Consider the following 19,345-nt stretch of genomic DNA (forward strand, 5'->3'; position numbering starts at 1 on the left):
GTATAATCGGAACATCAGTTCGCAATTTTGTTGGAGGCTATCGATGAACCGTCACCATCCACCTATCCCTGTTGAAATCGAACGGCTTCCCAAACATTTACAACCGACATTTCTCAAACTCTATAGCGCAGATCATCCAGAAAATGGCGGCATGTATTTCCTTGAGCCAGACAACATCTACTGTGGCGATGCCCGCCAACTTTTGCCCCAAATAGAGCCGAACAGCATTGCCTTGAGTGTATGGTCGCCGCCATACTTCGTCGGGAAAGAGTATGAAGAGCATCTTTCCTTCGATGAGTGGAAAGATCTTCTTCGTACTGTGATACATTTACACTTTCCAATTATCAAGCCCGGTGGTTTTCTGGTCATCAACATTGCAGATATACTGGTGTTTAAGGATCCCCACATGCCTCGCATCCAGGCAGAGGCAGTCAACAGGAAGCGATCTCCCGTTACCAGGGAAGATATTCTGCGAGCAATTGAACAACACCCTGACTTTAATCGTTATCAGCTCGCAGAACTTTTAGGTTGCAGCGAGCAGACAATAGACAGACGACTCAACGGCAACAATATCCGCGGCGGTAAATATGACATCCAAACCCGGGTCAAGATCGTGGGGGGTCTTGTTGAAGAATGGGCGCTGGATGCAGGCTTTTTCACTTACGACCGGCGGATATGGGTCAAGGATGCCGCATGGGAAAACTCTCGCTGGGCAAGTCTTTCCTATCGCTCTGTTGACGAGTTTGAATATATTTTCTTTTTCTGGAAACCTGGTGTTACTAAGTTTGACCGGAGAAGATTATCTTCTGATGAATGGCGAGATTGGGGATCGAGAGGAGTATGGCGCATTCCCTCGGTCCGGTCAAACGATGATCACGAGGCAAAATTTCCGGTCGAATTGCCTTCCAGAGCCATCAAACTTCTTACCGATCCGGGTGATATTGTGCTGGATTGTTTTATTGGAAGCGGTACAACAGCAATAGCAGCGATCCGTGCTGGTCGTCGGTATATAGGCATCGATATTCTCCAGAAGTATGTTGATCTGGCAAGAAATAATATCAGGAGGGAGTTACAGCAAATTAGTATGGAGATATAATTATGTTTTTGGATGAGAAATATCTGAAAGAAAACCCGGAAAAGGTAGAAGAGATTGAAAAATCAACCTTAAGGATGGTAGTTCAGGCCATTTACGACTATCGATCCAAAGCTCAAGAGATATTCGAGAAGGAGGTTGACCTTGTATCTGATATTGGCGAAGACATAACCAGAGAAGCTCTAGAGCGTCTGGGTATGCACAGAATCGACCAAAGACTGTTCGGAAAAATCGACTATAAGTGTGCTTGTTATTTGTTTCATCCAGACTACGCGGTAAGGCAGGCTCTTTTTGTTGACTCAAAAGCAGAGGAAGGCGGTTCACAAACTGCGACTCTGCAAATGTCTCAAATTTCGATGCGAGTCAGGCAAAAACGTTCCGGCAAATCCATTGATATTTCAGGAGAAATAGAGCCGCTAATAAAAATAAATGATAATCATTATCTGACAACGACCATATTCGTTAAGTACAATTATAGGGTCGTTCAGTCAAGGAAAGAGTTAACTAGCATCCTCGTTACGGCTGTTCCTAATGGAATTTTACAGGATACATATAATCCTGATGATAACGATACTATCTGGCTTGCCGGGCGGGATGCCCCCACACGAAAGGAGAAGTTCAGAGTTCGTTTGAGTTTCGATCGTCTCAAAAAAAAGGCTGCGTGGCGCGTTCAGGTTATTCCAATGCCTCCTGATGACTTTCATTGGAACGCATAGTAAACCCTGGTTCCCAGTTCCCGGTTCCCGGTTCTCAGTTCTCAGTTCTTGGTTCCTGGTTCTCAGTTCCCGGTTCTCGGTTCTCAGTTCTCAGTTCTCAGTTCTCAGTTCTTGGTTCTCGGTTCTTGGTTCTCAGTTCTCACACCTCATGCTTGCTGCCTTGCAGAAATTCCCCGCAACAATCGCGCGTCCTGTAGAGGTCGTGCGCGGCTATTCTCTCGAGACTCTGCGCGCCGACCTGGTAGCAGGCATAACCGTCGGGCTTGTGCTGCTGCCACAGGCGCTGGCATTTTCGCTCCTGGCGGGTCTGCCGCCGGAAATGGGGTTGTACTCCGCTATCGTCGCTTCAATCGTTGGCGCGCTCTGGGGATCATCGAGCCATCTGCACACCGGTCCGACGAATACGGCATCCCTGCTCACCCTCTCGGTCATCCTGCCGCTCGCCACGCCTGGCACGCCTGAGTTTATTGCCGCAGCTGGCATGCTTGCGATCCTCGCCGGTGCGCTGCGCCTTGCCTTCGGTCTGGCGCGCCTGGGACTGCTGGTCAACTTCGTTTCCGACTCGGTCGCCGTTGGGTTCACAGCAGGCGCCGGCATTCTCATTATGTCCAATCAAATTGCGCCGATCCTGCGAATCGATCTTCCGATGGGTGCAAGTCTGGTCGATACGTTTGTTCTGAGTGCAGCCTCTATCGAACGCACCCACCTGCCGAGTCTCATCCTGGGTGTCGCAACCATCGTTCTCATTGCGGCGCTTCAACGGGTTCAGCGTCGCCTGCCGACCTTGCTCATCGCGCTGATCATCGTGTCCCTGGTCGCCTGGATGCTGCGCCTGGAGGAAGCCGGTGTGCGCACCCTGGGGGCGCTGCCGCAGTCGCTCCCTCCGTTCGCCAATCTGCCGCTCTTCGATCTGAATCTGATTGGCGCACTGGCAAATGGTGCGCTGGCGGTCGCCATCATCGGGTTGGTGGAAGCATCGGCAATTGCTCGCGCGATAGCGACCCACTCGCAACAACGCCTCGACAGTAATCAGGAGTTTATCGGACAGGGGCTGGCAAACATCTGTGCCGGTCTGTTTTCGGGATATCCGTGCTCCGGGTCGTTCAACCGGTCGGCGCTCAGTCTTCAGGCAGGTGCGCGCACCGGTATGGGCAATGCATTTTCCGGAATCTTCGTCCTCCTGGCAATATTCCCGCTCGCGCCGCTCGTAGCGCACTTGCCGCGTCCGGTGCTGGCAGGCGCGCTGGCAATCACCGCCTGGAGCATGGTCGATTACCGGGCAATTGCTCGCATCTGGCGCGCTGATCGCACCGATGGGGCGATTTCGCTCATCACCCTGGCGGCGACCCTTCTCGTTCCACTCCAGTTTGCCATCATCAGCGGCGTCCTCATGTCGCTCGGCGCATATCTGTGGCGCACCAGCGCGCCGCGGGTGCAGAGCGTGCTGCCAGATGCCGACTTTCGCCACTGGGAGTATCAACCGCATCTGCCGATGTGCCCGCAACTGGCGGTTGTCGATGTGCTTGGCGATCTCTACTTCGGCGCCGTCAACCACGTCGAAGAGCAGATGAACGCATTGATGACCCAAAATCCGTCGCAGCGGTTTCTCCTGTTGCGGATGCACAGCGTCCAGCGTTGCGACATCAGCGGCATCAAAATGCTCCAGATGATTGTGCGCCAGTACCGTGACCGCGGCGGCGGCGTCTATTTTGTGCGTGTGCGCCCGCCGGTGCGTCAGATCATGGACGTCTCCGGTTTTACGCAGTACGTGGGGGAAGACCATTTTCTGGACGAAGACCATGCCATCGACTATCTCTTCCATCGCGTGCTCGATCCGGCAGTCTGCATTTATGAGTGTGAAGTGAAGGCGTTCCGCGAATGTCAGAACCTGCCGAAGCGTCCGTTGCCCGCCGAAGCCATTCCGCTCCTGCCGACAAACGTCGCCCCGGCGCCGGGTTCAACCATTGAGCCGCGCGAATTGTGGCGTCAGATCCGCAGTGCATCCCCGCCGCGCGTCATCGATGTGCGCGAGCCGCGTGAGTACCGTCAGGGGCACATTCCAGGCGCGGAGTTGCTGCCGCTCTACGAACTGCTGACCAATCCCGATCAGGTAAGCCGTGACCGACCTGTCGTCCTGGTTTGCCGGAGTGGGCACCGAAGCGAACGCGCCGCAGCCGCGCTGCTGAGTCGCGGGTTTGGTCGAGTGACCATTCTGAGCGGCGGTATGCTGGCGTGGGAAGCCAGTGATCTGCTGATGGCGGTGGAGTTTGGGGGGGAACGTTGAAGGTTGAAGGTTGAAGGTTGCAGGTTGAAGCGTTGAAGGTTGGGACGTTGAGCGTTGAACGTTGAACGTGGAAGGTTGGGACGTGGAACGTGGAACGTTGGGACGTTGAACGTTGAAGGTGGAAGGTTGAAGGTTGCAGGTTGCAGGTTGAAGCGTTGAAGGTTGGGACGTTGAGCGTTGAAGGTTGGAGCGTTGCAGGTTGAAGCGTTGAAGGTTGGGACGTTGAGCGTTGAACGTTGAACGTTGAACGTGGCAGGTTGGGACGTTGGAGCGTTGAACGTTGAACGTGGCAGGTTGCAGGTTGGGACGTTGAAGGTTGGAACGTTGAACGTTGCAGGTTGGGGCGTTGAGCGTTGAGGCGTTGAGCGTTGAACGGATTAGGATGTTGAACGTTGAATATTGAACGGTAGAACGTCAGAAAAATGGAGGCGCGTCGATGATCCTGAGCCGCAATACTGGACTCGACCTGGTCCGCGCAACGGAAGCCGCTGCCATCAGCGCCGGGCGATGGATGGGGCTTGGACGTCGTGATGAAGCAAACGACGCGGCTGAGCAGGCAATGGCGGCGACGCTCGATCTGCTCGACATCGACGGACACATCGTTATCGGTGAGGAAGCGCGCTCAAAGGCAAAATCCGGTCTGGTCAGCGGTCGGCGGGTGGGGCGTGGCGGTCCGCCAGTTGATGTCGTTGTCGATCCCGTCGATGGGTTGCGTCTCCTGGCGCAGGGACGCTCCGGCGCCATTTCGGTCGCAGCTGTGGCGCCGCGTGGCGCCCTCTGGTCGCCCGCACCGGCAGCATATATGGATAAACTGGTCGTCAGCCGTGAAACGGCGCACGCGCTGGTGCCGGAATGTCTTGGCGCGCCCGCCGGATGGACGCTGGCGCTGATTGCGCGCACCCTCGGCAAAGAAATCCGCGACCTGGTGGTTTTTGTGCTTGATCGACCACGCCACACCGACCTGGTGAATGAAATTCGCGCAGCCGGTGCGCGCGTGATGCTGGCGGACGATGGCGATATTGCGGGAGCGGTGCTCGCCGCAATGCCGGGCGGACCGGTCGATCTCCTGATGGGAATTGGCGGCGCCGCTGAAGGCATTATTGCCGCCTGTGCGGTGCGTTCGCTGGGAGGTGCGATGCTTGCCCGTCTTGCGCCCCAGAGCGCCGCCGAACGTGAAGCGGTCGAGCGGAGCGGTCTCGACATACGCCGGGTGCTGACCTGCGAAGATATGGTAGCCACCAACGAAGTCTTCTTCGTCGCCACCGGCATCACCGACGGATTATTGTTGCACGGCGTGCGCTATCAGCGCGACCGCGCCGAGACGAATTCGCTTATTCTCCGCTGTGAAACGCGCACACGCCGTATCATTCATGCTGAACACCTGCTTCATGATGTGCATGCCGTTGTAGGAAAGGAGCGAGAACCGCGATGACCACCCAGGCGAATCAACCAGACACGATGATCGCATCGATGCAAACGTGGCGTTCTTACCCCTATCGTCTCGTGCCCGACGATCCGCAACTGCATTTCCCGCAGGCGGAAGGGTATCAGGATATGGCGAGCGACACCTACTACGCCTCCGGCGTCGTGCATGGCGAACGCACCGGCAAAGGGTATGCGTTCTTCGTCATCTTCGCCCGACTCTCCGGTTTTTCGAGCGCCCTCGGCATCGATATGCATCTGGGAGCGATCTTCGATCTGGCGAGCGGCGGATATACCACATTTGCATCTTATGACCTGCCGCCGCAGCGCTGGGTGCGCAAGCGCCTGACCATCACCCGCGGTGCACTCGGCGTCGCCTGGGATTCGCCGAACTGGAAGAGTCGTTTCTGGGCGCGCTATGATGCCGCTGGCGCGCCCATCCCCTTCGGCTACACACTCGATGTGTACGGGCGCGACAGTCGGGGCGATCCACTGGCGCTCGATCTGATCGTAGACGCCGCCAAACCGCCGCAACCGGTCGGCGGTCCGGTTCACCGGGGCGCAATCACGGTTATGGGGCAACCGCAGACCCGATCCTACTTCCAGAGCCTGCGCTATCGCGGAATACTGCGCTGGCGCGGAGTGGAAGAACCGGTTCACGGCGAGATTGGATGGCTCGACCGGCAATGGTTCCCGGAGTATGTCGGCGCATACTCCGGCATACTCGCCGACCGTTACAGTCATCAATGGGCGCAGATGTCGCTCGACAACGAATGGGAACTCAGCCTGTGGCGGCACTTTGCGCGTCACGAACGCAACCGTGAGATTCCGTTCAGCGGCTTGACCATCACCGATCCGGCGGGGCAGACGCTGTTTACCGATGAGTACCATATCGAACCGCTCAGTTACTGTCGCGACGAAGGGTATGTCACGCCGCTCTACGCACCGATTCAGCGCGCCTTCGGCGTGCGTGGCGACGTGCGCTATTTTCTCGACGCCTACCGATTGCACGTTCCAATACTCAACCTGGTTGTTGTCAGCACTCCCCTGGCGCCTGCGCCAGCCCATCGTATGCCGGTTGATTACCTCACCGGACCAACCCTCCTGGAAGGAACGATGGAGGGCAAAAGGATAACCGGCTATGGGTTCAACGAACGCACCCTGGGACTGTGGCGACCGTGGGAGTTGTGCCAGGCGCTCGACGACTCGCTGCGCCCGCTGATCAACGAAGGTGCAGCGCCGTCCAACCTGACGCAGGTGATGGAAACCGTGCGCATCGCCATCGATGCACAGCACACCGGCGAAGCGCGGCAGATTCTGGAGCGGCAAATGCGCCCGGCGCTCGACCCGCTCGCCGAACCGCAGCGCCAGAGGCTCATTCGTCTCTGCAACGATCTGATGGCGATCCTGTAGAGATGATCGCAGGGCGCTCGCACCTCACCTTCAACCTGCGCCCTTCCACCTGCCCGGTAATGATCTGGTACACCCCTGTGTGTATCATTCAAATAAACGTATTTCAGTGCACTGTCATTGCCATATCAGCACGAACCGGCGCCACGCCAGCGCACTGCGGAGCCGACCATCCTTATCACTCCGAATGGATGGGAGAGCAACAGGCATCTGAGAGATACCAGATCATCAACACACAACGACATGCAAGGAGTAGACCGCAATGACCATGACAAACGGGAAAATCGCCGCGATTGAAGCCGAAAACGCCATGCTGCGTCAGCGCATCAGCGAGTTGGAAGCCCAACTGACCTCCCGCAACGACCATATCGCCCCGTCCAACCATCAAGAGATCGAGGAATTTCGCGGTTTTCGCACGCTCATCGAAACGGCGCCGCAAGCCATCGGCATCATCACCCTCGATGGCGTCATCACCTATGCGAATGCTGCATTCTGCTCACTGATCGGCTACGACACGCTGATTGGCGCACATATGACGATGTTGCACTTCGAGGAAGATCTGCCAGTATTGCAGGCAAGTCTGCAGGACGTGATGCACCACGGCGTCTGGCGCGGCGTCGCGCGCCTGCGCCGACGCGACGGCAGCGCCATTCCGGTGCGGATCAACGCCTTCGTCATCCGCGACGACGATGGGCAGCCAATGGCAATGACCGGCATGTTCGAAGACCTCACCGAAGAACTCCGGCGCGAGGAGCGGCTCCGCCTGTTCGAGGCGCTGGTCGAAAACGCCCCCGATGCCATCGGTGTCGCCGATTTCAAGGGCAACATCATCTACGCCAACGCTGCGTATCAGGCGTTGACCGGCTACGGCGAGCAACTGATCGGAATGAATGGCTTCGACTATATTGTTGAAGAGGATCATCGTTCAGCGCAGATCGCACTGGCACGCCTCGCCGAGGGGAAAGCAGCGTTTCTCGAGACGCACATCCGGCGCAAAGATGGCAGCATTGTGCCGGTGGCATCGACGATGTATGCGCAACCCGCGCCGGGCGGCGAGCTGCGGATCATTGGCTTCCTGCGCGACATCAGTGACCAGAAGCGCGCCGAGGCGGAACGCTTCGCGCTCCAGCAGCAGGTAATCGAGGCGCAGCGCGCCGCCATCCGCGAACTCTCCACCCCGCTCATTCCGATCAGCGAGACGGCGGTGATTATGCCGCTGGTCGGCGCCATCGACAGCGCGCGGGCGCAGCAGATCATCGACACCCTGCTCGAAGGGGTCGCCGCTCATCGCGCGGAGATGGCGATTGTTGACATCACCGGGGTGCAGGTGGTCGATACGCAGGTCGCCAATGCGCTGGTGCGCGCCGCGCAGGCGGTGCGGCTGCTGGGGGCGCAGGTGATCCTGACCGGCATCAAGCCGCAGGTGGCGCAGACGCTGGTGCAGCTGGGGGTCAGCCTGGAAGGCATCCGCACCACCGGGTCACTCCAGACCGGCGTGCGCCTGGCGTTGACCGGGGATGCGACGAAACACCGGAATGGCAAACCATAGACGCATGCCGGAAGGCAGCGTATTTCGTGACGGTCGAGGCGCGGCAAGCCGCGCCTCGATTGGTTTTGCGAACAATGACTTCCTCTCATGTGGTGAGCGCCGTATGCCGGTTTGGGTGACAACCCTTTCCAATGACAACGCTCGCTTCACTTCTGCGGAACGCAGGGTTGGCGTGATTGTTCTGGCAATGATAGCGCTCTGGTTAAGCGAACCGCTGCACGGCATTCACAGTTCACTCTGCGGTGAGCGGGGCGTGGCGCGCGTTTTCGGACCGCAAAAGGGAGCGACTCCGGAACAGGTGGCGATGCTGGAGCAGGGGTTGGAACACTACGCCAGCGTCATCCAGCGCGACATTGGACTGGATGTGCGTCTCAGTCCGGGCAGCGGCGCTTCGGGCGGTTTAGGCGCCGGTCTGCATGCCTTGCTCGGCGCAACGCTGCACAATCGCTACGCTATTGTCATGCAGTATCCTCTCCAAAACTGCTGGGCAGCGGGTGACGGCGGAGCCAAGATCTGGTAGACTACCAACATATGCAGATACCTGACCTCAACCCCGACAGCATTGCCGATCTGGCAACCCGCCAGATCGTGATCCAGTTGCTGAACGTCATCGAGACGCTGGCGGCTGAGAACGCCGCCCTGCGGGTTGAAAACCAGAATCTGCGGGATGAGGTGGCACGGCTGAAGGGACGCTCGGGTAAGCCCGACATCAAACCACCCACGCCGCCGCCCAGCCCGCCGCCTGCGGATCATTCCTCGGAGGCCGAGCGCCGCACGCGCACGCCACGGGGCAAGCCGAAAAAGAACGCGACCCTGATTGTCACGCACGAGGAGCGCTGCGGGGTGGATCCGGCGACCCTGCCCCCCGATGCGGTGCGCCATGGGACAACCGATTCCATCGTGCAGCGCCTGCGCATCGACGTGGAGGTGGTCCGCTTCGTGCGGGAGCGGTGGTACGTCCCCAGCACCAACACGCTCATCACCGCACCGTTGCCGCCCGGCTACCGGGGTGGGTTTTGCCCCACGACCCATACCATCGTTCCCGCACTCGGTCACGGGGCAAACGTCAGTCAGCCCGCGCTGCTGCGCTTTCTGCGGGATGTCGGTCTGAAGATTGGCACGGGCACGGTGGCGCGCATGCTGCTGGATCCGAAGGGACGCTGGGCGGACGAAGCCGCCGCGATTCATCAAACCGGCCTCGCCACCGGGTCGTGGGTCGCCACCGACCAGACCAGTACCCGCGTGGATGGGCAGAACGAGGTCTGCCACGTTGTGGGCAATGCCTGGTTCACGAGCTATCATACCCGTCCCGGCGGCACGCGCCAGGATGTCCTGGCGGTCATCTGGGGCCAGGAACTCCGCTATCGCCTCAATGACGAGTCGCTGGCGTGGCTGCAGGCTCGCAGCCTGCCGCACACCCTGCTCCGCCGGCTGCGGGAGGCCCTGCCCCGCGGCACGGACATGACGGCGGCGGAACTCCAGCAGCACCTGACCAACGCCGGGATCACGCTCACCCCGCAGCAGGTACAGCCGGTCGGCGATGCGCTGGCGCTTGCCGCCTATCACGCCCAAACCCAGGCGCCCGTCCTGCGCTGGTTGCTGAGCGATGATGCCCCCGTGTATGACCACCTCACGACCACCCACGCCCTGTGTTGGGTGCATGATTGGCGGCATTACGCCAAGCTTGCCCCACGGGCGCCCCATCATCAGGCCGAACTCGCCGCGTTTGGGGAACGCTATTGGACGTTCTATCGCGACCTGCTGGCCTATCAACAGGCGCCCACTGCGGCGGAACGCGCACGGTTGGCGGATGCGTTTGACGCCTTGGTGGAAAAAGAGACCGGCTATGCGGCGTTGGATGACCGGATCAGCAAAACCGCCGACAAACGGACCCAGTTGTTGGCGGTGCTGAAACATCCCGACATTCCCCTGCACAATAATGATATGGAACTGGCGGCGCGACGCCGCGTGCGCAAACGCGATATCAGTTTCGGCCCTCAATCCCGAGACGGGGCACGGGCGTGGGATACCTTCCAAACCCTGGCCGCCACCGCCGCCAAACTCGGCGTGGGGTTCTTTCACTATCTCCGCGACCGCATCGTCACGCCGGAGACCACCCTCACCTTAGCCGAACGGGTAGCGCAACGGGCGGGTATCGCTGTGCCTTCATCGGCCTGATCCAGCGCTTTTGGAGAGGATACGTCATGCAGTATCTTGATCTGGATCGCCAGCTTGCATCCGCCGATCTGGTCATCACTGCCGAGGGAACTATCGATGGTCAGACGCCATACGGCAAAATACCGGCTGCAATGACGCGTCGCGATCAACGCTATGGAATACCGGTTGTCGTACTGGCGGGCGCAATTGGCGCCGACGCGGATGCGAACTATCAATACGGGATCACGGCTTTCCAGAGCATTGTGCGAGGCCCGTGCCCAATCGAAGATGCGATCCGCGATGCCGATGCGCTTACCGCAGCATGCGCAGAGGGGATCATGCACCTGATCCAGATCGGGCAAAAACTGGCGAACCGCCAGTATCTGCCTGGTCAGCGAAAGCGTGAGCGCATGCAAACAACGCTTGTGCTCTGATGTTCGCATGCTCAGGACAGCCGATTCAATCGCAGGCGCCTCTGCTTCCTGCAGGCAGTTTTCTGCATTCCCGCGCGCTTTTGCCCCTCATCCCCCGACCTCTCAAGTATTGATATTGGAGCAACTGCGCGACGAGTTGCTCAACAGGTCAACACTCGTTGTGCAATTCGATCGGCGTTATGTGGTATCATCGGGGAGGACCCGATTGCTTACACCTGCGTACCGCATACGGTGACCCATGACGTCGCCTGCACGCCGTCGTTTCCGCGCCATAGCCCAACTGCCTGACGACCAGATCAATCTGGCGGAGGCGGCGCTCTGTATTGCCTGGGAAGATCAGGGTGAGGGCAATCCGTCTGCTTCGTTGCGACGCATTGATGCGCTGGCGGCAACTGCGCAGGAGCGTATCGCAGGAAGGCGTGGTTCGCGCGCAATTGTGGCAGCACTGAATGTCTACCTGTTCGATGAACTTGGCTTTCGCGGCAACTTCTGGGATTACAGTGATCCCGGCAACAGTTTCCTCGATCAGGTGATCGCGCGACGTGTCGGTCTGCCTATTCTGCTGTCGGTGCTCTATCTGGAGATCGGCTGGCGGTTGCATCTGCCGGTAGTGGGTCTGGCACTGCCGGGACATTTTCTGGTGCGTTATGTTGATCAGCAGAACGGCGACCTCTACATCGATCCTTTCAATCGCGGAAGATTGTGGTCACTGGCGGAATGTGAGCGACAGATCGCCTCGTTTGCGGGCACAATCAATCCAGCCCTGGTGCAGCAGATCATGGCGCCGCCGTCGCCGCGCTCAATTCTGCTGCGCATATTGCGTAATCTGAAAGGCGCCTATATTCAGCGCGAGCAGTTCGAACGCGCGCTGGCGGCGGTTGATCGGATGCTGCTGCTCTCGTTCGATGCCGCCGAATTGCGCGACCGCGGGTTGCTACGCGCGCGCCTGGGGCACTGGTCAGGCGCGCTGGCGGACCTTGAACGGTATGCGCATATGGCGCCACAGGCGAGCGATCTGGAGACCATCCGCCGTCAGGTGCGGGCGCTGGCAGAAGCAATGATACCGCTGAACTAGCGGCTGTTCTGCAGCGGATGACTATATTCCCTCGTCCTGCAATCTGCCGCGCTCTGCGCCGTACTCGATGTAAACCGCACTCGTTTCCGTGAAGAAGTCAAGCAGTGTGTTGTGGTGAACCGGCAGATGTGGCTCATTGCCGGTCGTCGGCGCATTAATGTGGATCGACCGGGCGCGAATGTCGTCGGTGAACCGCAGCATACGTGCGCCGTCGCGGGTGTAGAGGCTCGCCGCAACGAGTTGCTGCGGTTGATGGACAAGCGTTAGCGCCTCTGCAAAACTCTCGACGCGGGTGACCGCCAGCACCGGTCCTGGCGCCGCTTCCTGGGCAATGCGCATATCTGGACGCACCCGATCAACAATCGTCGGGCGGAGAAAGAAACCGTGCGCCAGTTCTCCGTCGTGGGCGCGCACGCCGCCACACAGCACCTCAGCGCCTTCCGCCCGCGCCTGCTCGATCAGGTCGAGCGCCTGCTGAATCTGCGCCTCGTCGGTGCATGGTCCCAGCGAAACCTGCTCGTTAAGACCGTTGCCCAGGCGCATCGCACAGACGCGCGCAACCAGCGCTTCCAGAAACGCATCGGCGACGGGATGCACCAGCACGACCCGTTTGGTGGCAGTGTGCGTCTGACCGGCGTTGCCAAACGCGCCAGCGATGACACCCGATAGCGCCAGATCGAGGTCGGCGTCCTCCAGGACGATGACCGGATTGACATCACGGTGTTCGCCCATGAAGCGAATGTCGCGCATATCCGCCTGACGACGCACGCCAGCAATATCGGCATGCGGACCACCGATCCATACGGCGCGAACTGCTGGATGATCGATCAGGGTTGCGCCGGTTTCGTCGCTGGCGCCGTGAACCAGGTTCACCACGCCGGAGGGTGCGCCAGCATCGGCGAAGCAGCGAACCAGCCACTCTGCGGTTTCCGGCGTTGCCAGGGCTGGTTTCACAACAACAGTATTGCCGGTGATGAGCGCCTGCGCCAGGCGTTCGAGCGGCAACGCCAGCGGCGACCAGTCCGGTGTCAGCAGTGCAACCACTCCCAGCGGACGACGGCGCGTGTAGCCGAAGCGTCCGGCGCTGGACAACGGCACGGTTGCGCCTTCGGGCATGGCAGCGGCAGCGCCACAGAACTCTGCATAGGCGATGGCGTGCCGCACTTCCGCGCGCGCCTCAGCAAGCGTCTTCCCCTGCTCACGAACGATCGCGCGCGCGATCGGTTCCGCCCGTTCCGCCAGCAGCTGCGCGGCGCGAAGCACCAGCGCACCCCGTGCCGGTGCAGGAGTGCGACGCCAGGAACGGAGGGCGTGCGCGGCGACTTCGGCGGCGGCGATGGCTTCATCGTTAATCGAGAGCGGCACGTCACCGATGTAGTCTTCAGCATTGGCTGGATTGATATTTGGTGCGTGGCGACGCGCCAGCGATGCTAACCATGCACCCCCGATATAGTTGCGGTAGATTCGGGCGCTGCTTTCAGACATAGATACTCTGGTGAATACGTGAGCAGCATATTCACGATGATGCAATAGCTGCTCCGTCGTTAATTCAGGTCGTAGCGCTGTTCCTCAGGGATGATACCACGACAGGCGCTGTTTTACCAATCGTTGCGCCGGGCTAAGCGCGAACGTGAAGGCGGACCGCGATGATCGGCGCGCTATCGTTCAGGAGATCATGTTTCAATGGAGGTCAACCCGATCGTCTGCGCTGCCTGCTCGTATGCGCGGTACGTTTCCTCGTCGAAAAGCACGAATCGCACCAGCGCGACGCCGGGGTGATTCAGCAGCACATCACGGCAGGTCGCCAGGGCAATCGGCGCTGCCTGATCGAGCGGGTAACCGTAGATGCCGGTGCTGATCGATGGAAAGGCAATGCTCTGCAAGCCGTGGCTGGCTGCCAGCATCAGCGCCGAGCGGTAGGCTGACGCGAGCAATTCCGCGTCACGCGGGTTGCCGCTGTAGCGCGGTCCCACAGCGTGAATGACGTGGCGCGCCTTGAGACGGTAGCCCGCAGTGATGCGCGCCTCTCCCGTGGGGCAACCGCCGATACGTGCGCATTCGTCTGCCAGTTCTGGTCCAGCCGCGCGATGGATCGCCCCTGACACGCCGCCGCCGGGCGCCAGTGTTTCGTTTGCGGCATTGACGATGGCGTCAACGTCCTGTTCGACGATATTGCCGCGGATCAGTTCCAGTACAGCATTGCCGATAGCAAAGCGCATTGTTCTCACTCCTTTGACGCTTGTCGCCATATCGGACGTGTGCTATAGTGATAGTGATGCGGGCGTAGCTCAGTGGATAGAGCAGCGGTCTTCTAAACCGTTGGTCGGGCGTTCGAGTCGCCCCGCCCGCGCCAGATTGCGGTAGTTGCCTTCCATCTTTCCGGTCGCAACATTATGCCCCGCTGCGGATGTTCACCGCCAGAGTGCGGAGAACGCAGCGGGGTTGCCTTTTGTCTTTCCGGTTGTGACGTGCATCGCGCCCCGCAGCGGGTGTGCATTACAGAGGCGCCGGGGGCGGAACGGATATCACGGCGCACTGCCGTTCATCTCTCTCCCGCCCCACAACCTCACCGATCAGATCGCCTTCAATCCTCTCACCAGGTGCGCAAGCTCGGCGGGGCGCTCTTCAGCATACTCGAAACCCGGGAAGCCGCCCCAACGGAAGCAGGTGCGCAGATAGTTGACAAACGTGGTCTGGTGTGGTTCATCGCGCACCGGTGCATCGGCTGCCGGGTTCGGCAACACAATGCGATACACGACAACTGCGCGATGGGGGGCGCTGGCGATGTCCGTTTTGTGGTAGTAATCTGGTGCAAGCGGTGCCTGGTACGGTCCCATCGCCTCGCTACCGTATTTCCGGCATTCCTCGCGCCATATGCTGTACTCTTCGAGCGCCATATCGATCGGATCAACGACCAGCGGATCGCTGTACGCGCTGTTGTTCCACTTTGGATGATAGCCGATGAAGTTGACCGACCCGACAATTTCGTACCAGGCGCGCAGCGCAAGTGGCATTGGTCCGACGCGACGCTCGAGTTCTTCGATGCAATGCTGAACATCCGGTCGCGGCGGTTGAACTGCCTCATCGGGATAAGCAAACCGGTATCCGATGCGTTCCAGACGAGCGTGCAGCACTGCGATGTTCTCTCTGGCGCGACTCATCGTTTCACGCGCAACTGCCAGTGCGTCAGAGAAGAGCGGCTCATAGCGAATATGCTCGCCTGCAGCCATCATCTCCGCCCATACCCGTTCGTGCTCGCCTCTGCGGTATCGTTCGAGCCAGGTTGCCATAGATCGCCACCTCCTTCGAGGCAGACCGCAACTGCGGCAATCGTGCTCAGGGTGGTGTATCCGGGTGGTGCAGCAAAACCGTGCGGGCTGGAACGATGGGGACCTGCCGGGTACGCCACAATGTGGAGGAATGTCCTGCGCCGTTGCAGTCCTCCCTGCGTGTTATGTCCCCCTATTATACCTCGATCAGGTCGCCGTGTGCGGGAAGAACTCCTCGCTCAATGTGATGGTTTCTTGCCAGAGTCTGGTCACACGTCAATCATAACCTGCTCAGGTGTGCGGAAAATTGTCGCAGGGACTGCTGAGACTCTGATAGTTCAGCCAGATCACGGCGCCGGGCAGAATAGCGGTCATCGTGATCGGCCCCGCCCATCCCAAGCCGAAGATGCTCACCAGAGGATTTGTCTCCCGGCTCAGATCGGGCGTGATGGCATAGGTGATCAACCCATCCAGCACTCGTGTCATGATGAGGAGGCTGGCGAGCGTGATGAATTCACGCCGCCAGTCCTGATTATTGGAGGTGTGCTTCACATCATGGCTTCTGTTCCCGTAACCGCTGTTTGACCGCTGCATCGAGGTCGGCAATGGTCACTCCGTAGACGCTCGCGAGCGCTTCAGGCGTCACTTTCCGGCTGAGGTTGCCAAACCGCGAGCCGAAGCCAACCGAAAAAAGCGGCATCTCTTCGATCACTTTTTCCAGCGGTACGCGACTGAAAGACCGGTAGAACTCCCGGAACGAATCGGCGCCATAGGTGTCGATCAGGTAGCGCACCGTTTCGCCTGAGAAGATATATTCGTACCCGACGCTCTGACCGAGCATGTCGTAAGCGCCAAGGCTCTCGGCGCCGGTGAGTCGCTCCAGGCTCAGGGAGTCCAGTCTTCCATCTGCAACCAGGCGACGCCGGAACTCGGGCGGGAGTTGCCCGGCGTAGTACATTGCCGCACCCTCGACGAGCCAGATCGGTGTGAATGGTCGACTCTCGCGCGCCAGCGCCAGGTGCACCAGTTCGTGCCTGATCGTCGCCAGTCGTCCGAGGGGTCCGCCGTCATCGGGTTGATCCTTGAACGCCTCGCCGTTGATGTAGAATGCCCGTCCCAGCGTCTGTATCTCCTCGCTGGCAAGTTCGTACAGCGACAGGGCAGCGCCGAGGGTGCGCGATCCCATGCCGGTCTGCGCCGTGAAATCCTCCTGGGTGGTCGTGAGGTAGGCAACAAACCGCTCCTCCGGTTCAAGCCCGGCAGCCTGAATGTCGCGGTACGCCTGTTCGCATTCCTGCGCCACTTTCGTCAACATATCGCCAGCATCCGGTCGCGTGATGATCAGGAAGTGCGGCGTTTCCTGCACAACAATATCGCCAGACCACCAGAACGGCGGCGGTTTTTCCGGTTCATATGCGCTGACCATCCATTCTGCGTTCTGTCGCTCGAAGGTAGCGCGCACCGTATGCTCGAATGGGTTGTCCTCCGGAGCGCCACGCAACCGATACCGTATGAGGACGGCGATGTTGCTGACACGTCCTCGTTCCAGATCGGAAAGCACCAGCACCGCTGAGGGCGAGACGCTCAGTTGATAGTCGCTCAACGGCAGCATGCGACTGCGCTCGAAGATCGTCTGCTGTTCCTGACGCAACCCTTCCGCGAATGTTGCCAGGTATGCGGTCAGGTCGCCGGTTACCAGCGCCTTCGCCTGCCGTTCCAGCAGGTTCTCCAGTTCACGCAGCGCTGCCTGTTCCGCCGTCGGCGTCGCGGTTGGCGGCGGCGCACCGCCGGTTGCCGAGGTGACCTCAGCGCTCGCAAGCCCGGTCGCATTGAAGCGCAGCGTGGCAGCGGCATACTCAGGGAAGAAGAACCGCACCTCTTCCATACGTTCCGGTCGAGGGAATGTCACCTCCCCAACATACGCCTGTCCTGGCAGCCATCCTTTCGGCGGCGCAATGTTCTCCGCCAGGGTATCGCTCACCCTGATCGGCTCATACGCCGCAAACTCGGCATCGAGCAGGCGCGCATCGCTTCCTTTCAGACCCTTGCCCAGATCGTACCCCCGACGCAGGGTGTTCACAAAAGCGACTTGAACGATCACCTCCTGCTGCGTCACCGTGATGGAATCCAGGCGTAGACGGATCGGCACGAGCGCGCTCCGTCCGCTGTACAGTTCGACAGCAAGCGGATATGTTCCCTCAGGAACCGATTGTGTCGCCGATGGCGCCGGTTGGTCGAGTTGAAACGCGATCGGATTATGGGTCGGGAAGCGGAGTTCGTAAGGCGCGGGTCCTGTCGGCACAGGAAATACGACATCGCCGACATTCGCCTGACCGGGCAGGAAATCACCCGGCGGATTGATGCGTTTCAGATTCTCGCTGAATGTGACCGGCTCATACTCATTGCCAGCGGCATCGACCAGGCGCAGATCGCTGACGTCCACTGCCGCCGTCAGGTAGAAGCTTTTGTCGCTGACGTTGTGGAATCCCACACGCAGGATCAGGCGATCACCGCTCAGCGTCGCACGGTAGAGCACCAGATTGATTTCCTCAAATGCGCTACGAGTACTCGTGGCGCGTCGGTTGATGAGATAGACCCCCTCCGCTGCAACTGGCGCGACCGTCGGCTGCGCTCTGGTGGGAATGACGGTCGGCGGCGTGGCAGGAGACGGCAATGGCGATGGCTGGAGTGCTGCAACAGGCGGTGTGGCAGTTTGAGCGTCAGGGGAAGAGAGACTGGTACAGGCAGTGGTCACAAGCAACAGGAGAACCATCACAAAGGAAGTGAACCGTTTCAGGTTCATGCATCTACCTCCTCAAACGTGAGTCATTCGCCTGGGTGGAGGTCGAGATGGGTGCATGCAGCGCACAGAGGGGCGGCGAAGCAGCGAATGACGTTGCAGGAATGCAGCATATACTGTCAGTTCGATTGTCGATTATCTGCAACTTCGTCCACTCCCAAAGGGAACGCAGGGGTTGCAGGTGATGCGCAGCGGGATGTTCTTCTGCAATGCGTTGAGACTCTATCACACTTCGCTGGATGGGATCAAGCCCTTGATGGTTGAGTATTGTTCACCTCGGAAGAGGATGACTGTCGTCTCTTGCAAAAGGTCATCCTTCCGCCTCTGCCAAAAGTCGGAACCAACGCTGGCGATTCGATAGATGTGCTGTATGCCGCTTTGTGCTATGGTAGCCATGGCAAAGAAAATCACGCGAAAAGGAGTGCGCAATGGAAACGCGATCTTCAAAGAATGCGATGATTATCGGCATTCTTCTGGTGCTTTTTGGTGTGCTGAGCCTGCTGCAGAACCTGGGTATGGCCGGTTTCGTGGGAGAGTTGGTGTGGGGAGCGGCATTCGGCGCTGGCGGCGCTGTCTTCCTCTACTTCTTCCTGAAGCGCGACGCATACTGGTGGGCTTCCATTCCTGCGGGTGCGCTGCTGGGCATCGCAATGACGATTGGAGCAGAGAAACTCCTGCCGTGGCTCCCGGACGGCATCGTCGGGTCGATCTTCCTCGCTATGCTGGGTCTGGGATTCCTGGCAATCGTCCTGATGAATCGGTCGCGCTGGTGGGCGATCATTCCCGGCGGTGCGCTGCTGAGTGTTGCTGCAACCGCAGCGCTCGCCGATGTATTACCCGAAGCAACAGTCGGCAGTGTATTGTTCCTCGGTCTGGCGGCGACCTTTGCGATCCTGGCAATCCTGCGTGAGACCCCCGCCCTGCGCTGGATGTTCGTTCCAGCAGCAGTGCTTGGCGTGATGGGCGTGTTGCTGATGACCCCGGCGCCACACCTGATCGGCTTCCTCGGTCCACTGGCGCTGATCATCATCGGCATCGCACTGCTGTACGGCAGTCGCCATCGAGAGGTCTATCGCTAGCGCTTGAATGTGGACGAATTGGCGGCAATCGGTGTCGCCTGAAGACACCTCACCGCT

Annotated in this window: 15 protein-coding genes, 1 tRNA gene and 1 pseudogene; 12 read left to right on the forward strand and 5 right to left on the reverse strand. The window is 59.5% G+C overall.

Annotated elements, in window-relative coordinates; genetic code table 11:
* Positions 1–43 precede the first annotated feature (43 nt).
* The 10 genes and pseudogenes from ROSERS_RS21580 to ROSERS_RS21620 all read left to right on the forward strand — a co-directional run bounded on the left by ROSERS_RS21580 (position 44) and on the right by ROSERS_RS21620 (position 12,140).
* Entirely contained in the window at positions 44–1,096 is a 1,053-nt protein-coding gene (locus ROSERS_RS21580) for a DNA-methyltransferase (RefSeq protein WP_011958865.1), read from the forward strand.
* Positions 1,097–1,098: 2 nt separating this feature from the next.
* Positions 1,099–1,809: a BglI family type II restriction endonuclease gene (locus ROSERS_RS21585; RefSeq protein WP_011958866.1), complete on the forward strand. Its 711-nt coding sequence runs from the start codon at positions 1,099–1,101 to the stop codon at positions 1,807–1,809.
* A 148-nt stretch (positions 1,810–1,957) separates the two neighbouring features.
* Positions 1,958–4,093, forward strand: a complete 2,136-nt coding sequence (locus tag ROSERS_RS21590) for a SulP family inorganic anion transporter (RefSeq protein ID WP_011958867.1) — start codon at positions 1,958–1,960, stop codon at positions 4,091–4,093.
* 436 nt (positions 4,094–4,529) lie between these two features.
* Positions 4,530–5,525, forward strand: a complete 996-nt coding sequence (gene glpX, locus ROSERS_RS21595) for a class II fructose-bisphosphatase (protein ID WP_011958868.1) — start codon at positions 4,530–4,532, stop codon at positions 5,523–5,525.
* Positions 5,522–6,928: a hypothetical protein gene (locus tag ROSERS_RS21600; RefSeq protein ID WP_011958869.1), complete on the forward strand. Its 1,407-nt coding sequence runs from the start codon at positions 5,522–5,524 to the stop codon at positions 6,926–6,928. The genes glpX and ROSERS_RS21600 overlap by 4 nt, the downstream gene beginning before the upstream one ends.
* Before the next feature lie 259 nt (positions 6,929–7,187).
* The gene (locus ROSERS_RS24480) at positions 7,188–8,474 is read left to right on the forward strand and encodes a PAS domain S-box protein (protein ID WP_011958870.1); all 1,287 of its coding nucleotides are present in this window, start codon (positions 7,188–7,190) and stop codon (positions 8,472–8,474) included.
* 229 nt (positions 8,475–8,703) lie between these two features.
* A pseudogene (locus tag ROSERS_RS27460) lies at positions 8,704–8,943 on the forward strand (glycerate kinase); the annotation flags it as partial.
* A gap of 62 nt (positions 8,944–9,005) precedes the next feature.
* Positions 9,006–10,652, forward strand: a complete 1,647-nt coding sequence (locus ROSERS_RS24490) for an IS66 family transposase (protein ID WP_011958871.1) — start codon at positions 9,006–9,008, stop codon at positions 10,650–10,652.
* Entirely contained in the window at positions 10,652–11,065 is a 414-nt protein-coding gene (locus ROSERS_RS21615; protein WP_232282864.1) for a glycerate kinase, read from the forward strand. The genes ROSERS_RS24490 and ROSERS_RS21615 overlap by 1 nt, the downstream gene beginning before the upstream one ends.
* Positions 11,066–11,303: 238 nt before the next feature.
* Positions 11,304–12,140: a SirB1 family protein gene (locus ROSERS_RS21620; protein WP_011958872.1), complete on the forward strand. Its 837-nt coding sequence runs from the start codon at positions 11,304–11,306 to the stop codon at positions 12,138–12,140.
* Between the two features lie 21 nt (positions 12,141–12,161).
* Here the strand turns inward: ROSERS_RS21620 and ROSERS_RS21625 are convergent, their stop codons facing one another.
* Both ROSERS_RS21625 and ROSERS_RS21630 read right to left on the reverse strand, forming a co-directional pair.
* On the reverse strand, positions 12,162–13,625 hold the full coding sequence (locus ROSERS_RS21625; RefSeq protein WP_011958873.1) for an aldehyde dehydrogenase family protein: 1,464 nt from the start codon (positions 13,623–13,625) through the stop codon (positions 12,162–12,164).
* 188 nt (positions 13,626–13,813) lie between these two features.
* Positions 13,814–14,359 carry an O-acetyl-ADP-ribose deacetylase gene (locus ROSERS_RS21630; RefSeq protein WP_011958874.1) on the reverse strand — a complete coding sequence of 182 codons (546 nt, stop codon included), beginning with the start codon at positions 14,357–14,359 and terminating at the stop codon, positions 13,814–13,816.
* 58 nt (positions 14,360–14,417) lie between these two features.
* Between ROSERS_RS21630 and ROSERS_RS21635 the strand changes: the two genes are divergently transcribed.
* Positions 14,418–14,493, forward strand: a tRNA-Arg gene (locus ROSERS_RS21635).
* A gap of 220 nt (positions 14,494–14,713) precedes the next feature.
* Here ROSERS_RS21635 and ROSERS_RS21640 read toward each other — a convergent pair.
* The 3 genes from ROSERS_RS21640 to ROSERS_RS21650 all read right to left on the reverse strand — a co-directional run bounded on the left by ROSERS_RS21640 (position 14,714) and on the right by ROSERS_RS21650 (position 18,212).
* Positions 14,714–15,430 (reverse strand): hypothetical protein, encoded by a 717-nt coding sequence (locus tag ROSERS_RS21640; protein WP_011958875.1) that lies wholly within the window; start codon positions 15,428–15,430, stop codon positions 14,714–14,716.
* A gap of 270 nt (positions 15,431–15,700) precedes the next feature.
* On the reverse strand, positions 15,701–15,961 hold the full coding sequence (locus ROSERS_RS21645) for a hypothetical protein (protein WP_011958876.1): 261 nt from the start codon (positions 15,959–15,961) through the stop codon (positions 15,701–15,703).
* 1 nt (position 15,962) lies between these two features.
* Positions 15,963–18,212 carry a hypothetical protein gene (locus ROSERS_RS21650; protein ID WP_011958877.1) on the reverse strand — a complete coding sequence of 750 codons (2,250 nt, stop codon included), beginning with the start codon at positions 18,210–18,212 and terminating at the stop codon, positions 15,963–15,965.
* A gap of 425 nt (positions 18,213–18,637) precedes the next feature.
* Here ROSERS_RS21650 and ROSERS_RS21660 point away from each other — a divergent pair, with 425 nt between their 5' ends.
* Complete coding sequence (locus tag ROSERS_RS21660) at positions 18,638–19,288, forward strand: hypothetical protein (protein WP_011958878.1); 651 nt, start codon at positions 18,638–18,640, stop codon at positions 19,286–19,288.
* Positions 19,289–19,345: the final 57 nt, after the last annotated feature.

This window comes from Roseiflexus sp. RS-1 (assembly GCF_000016665.1).
GTDB lineage: Bacteria > Chloroflexota > Chloroflexia > Chloroflexales > Roseiflexaceae > Roseiflexus.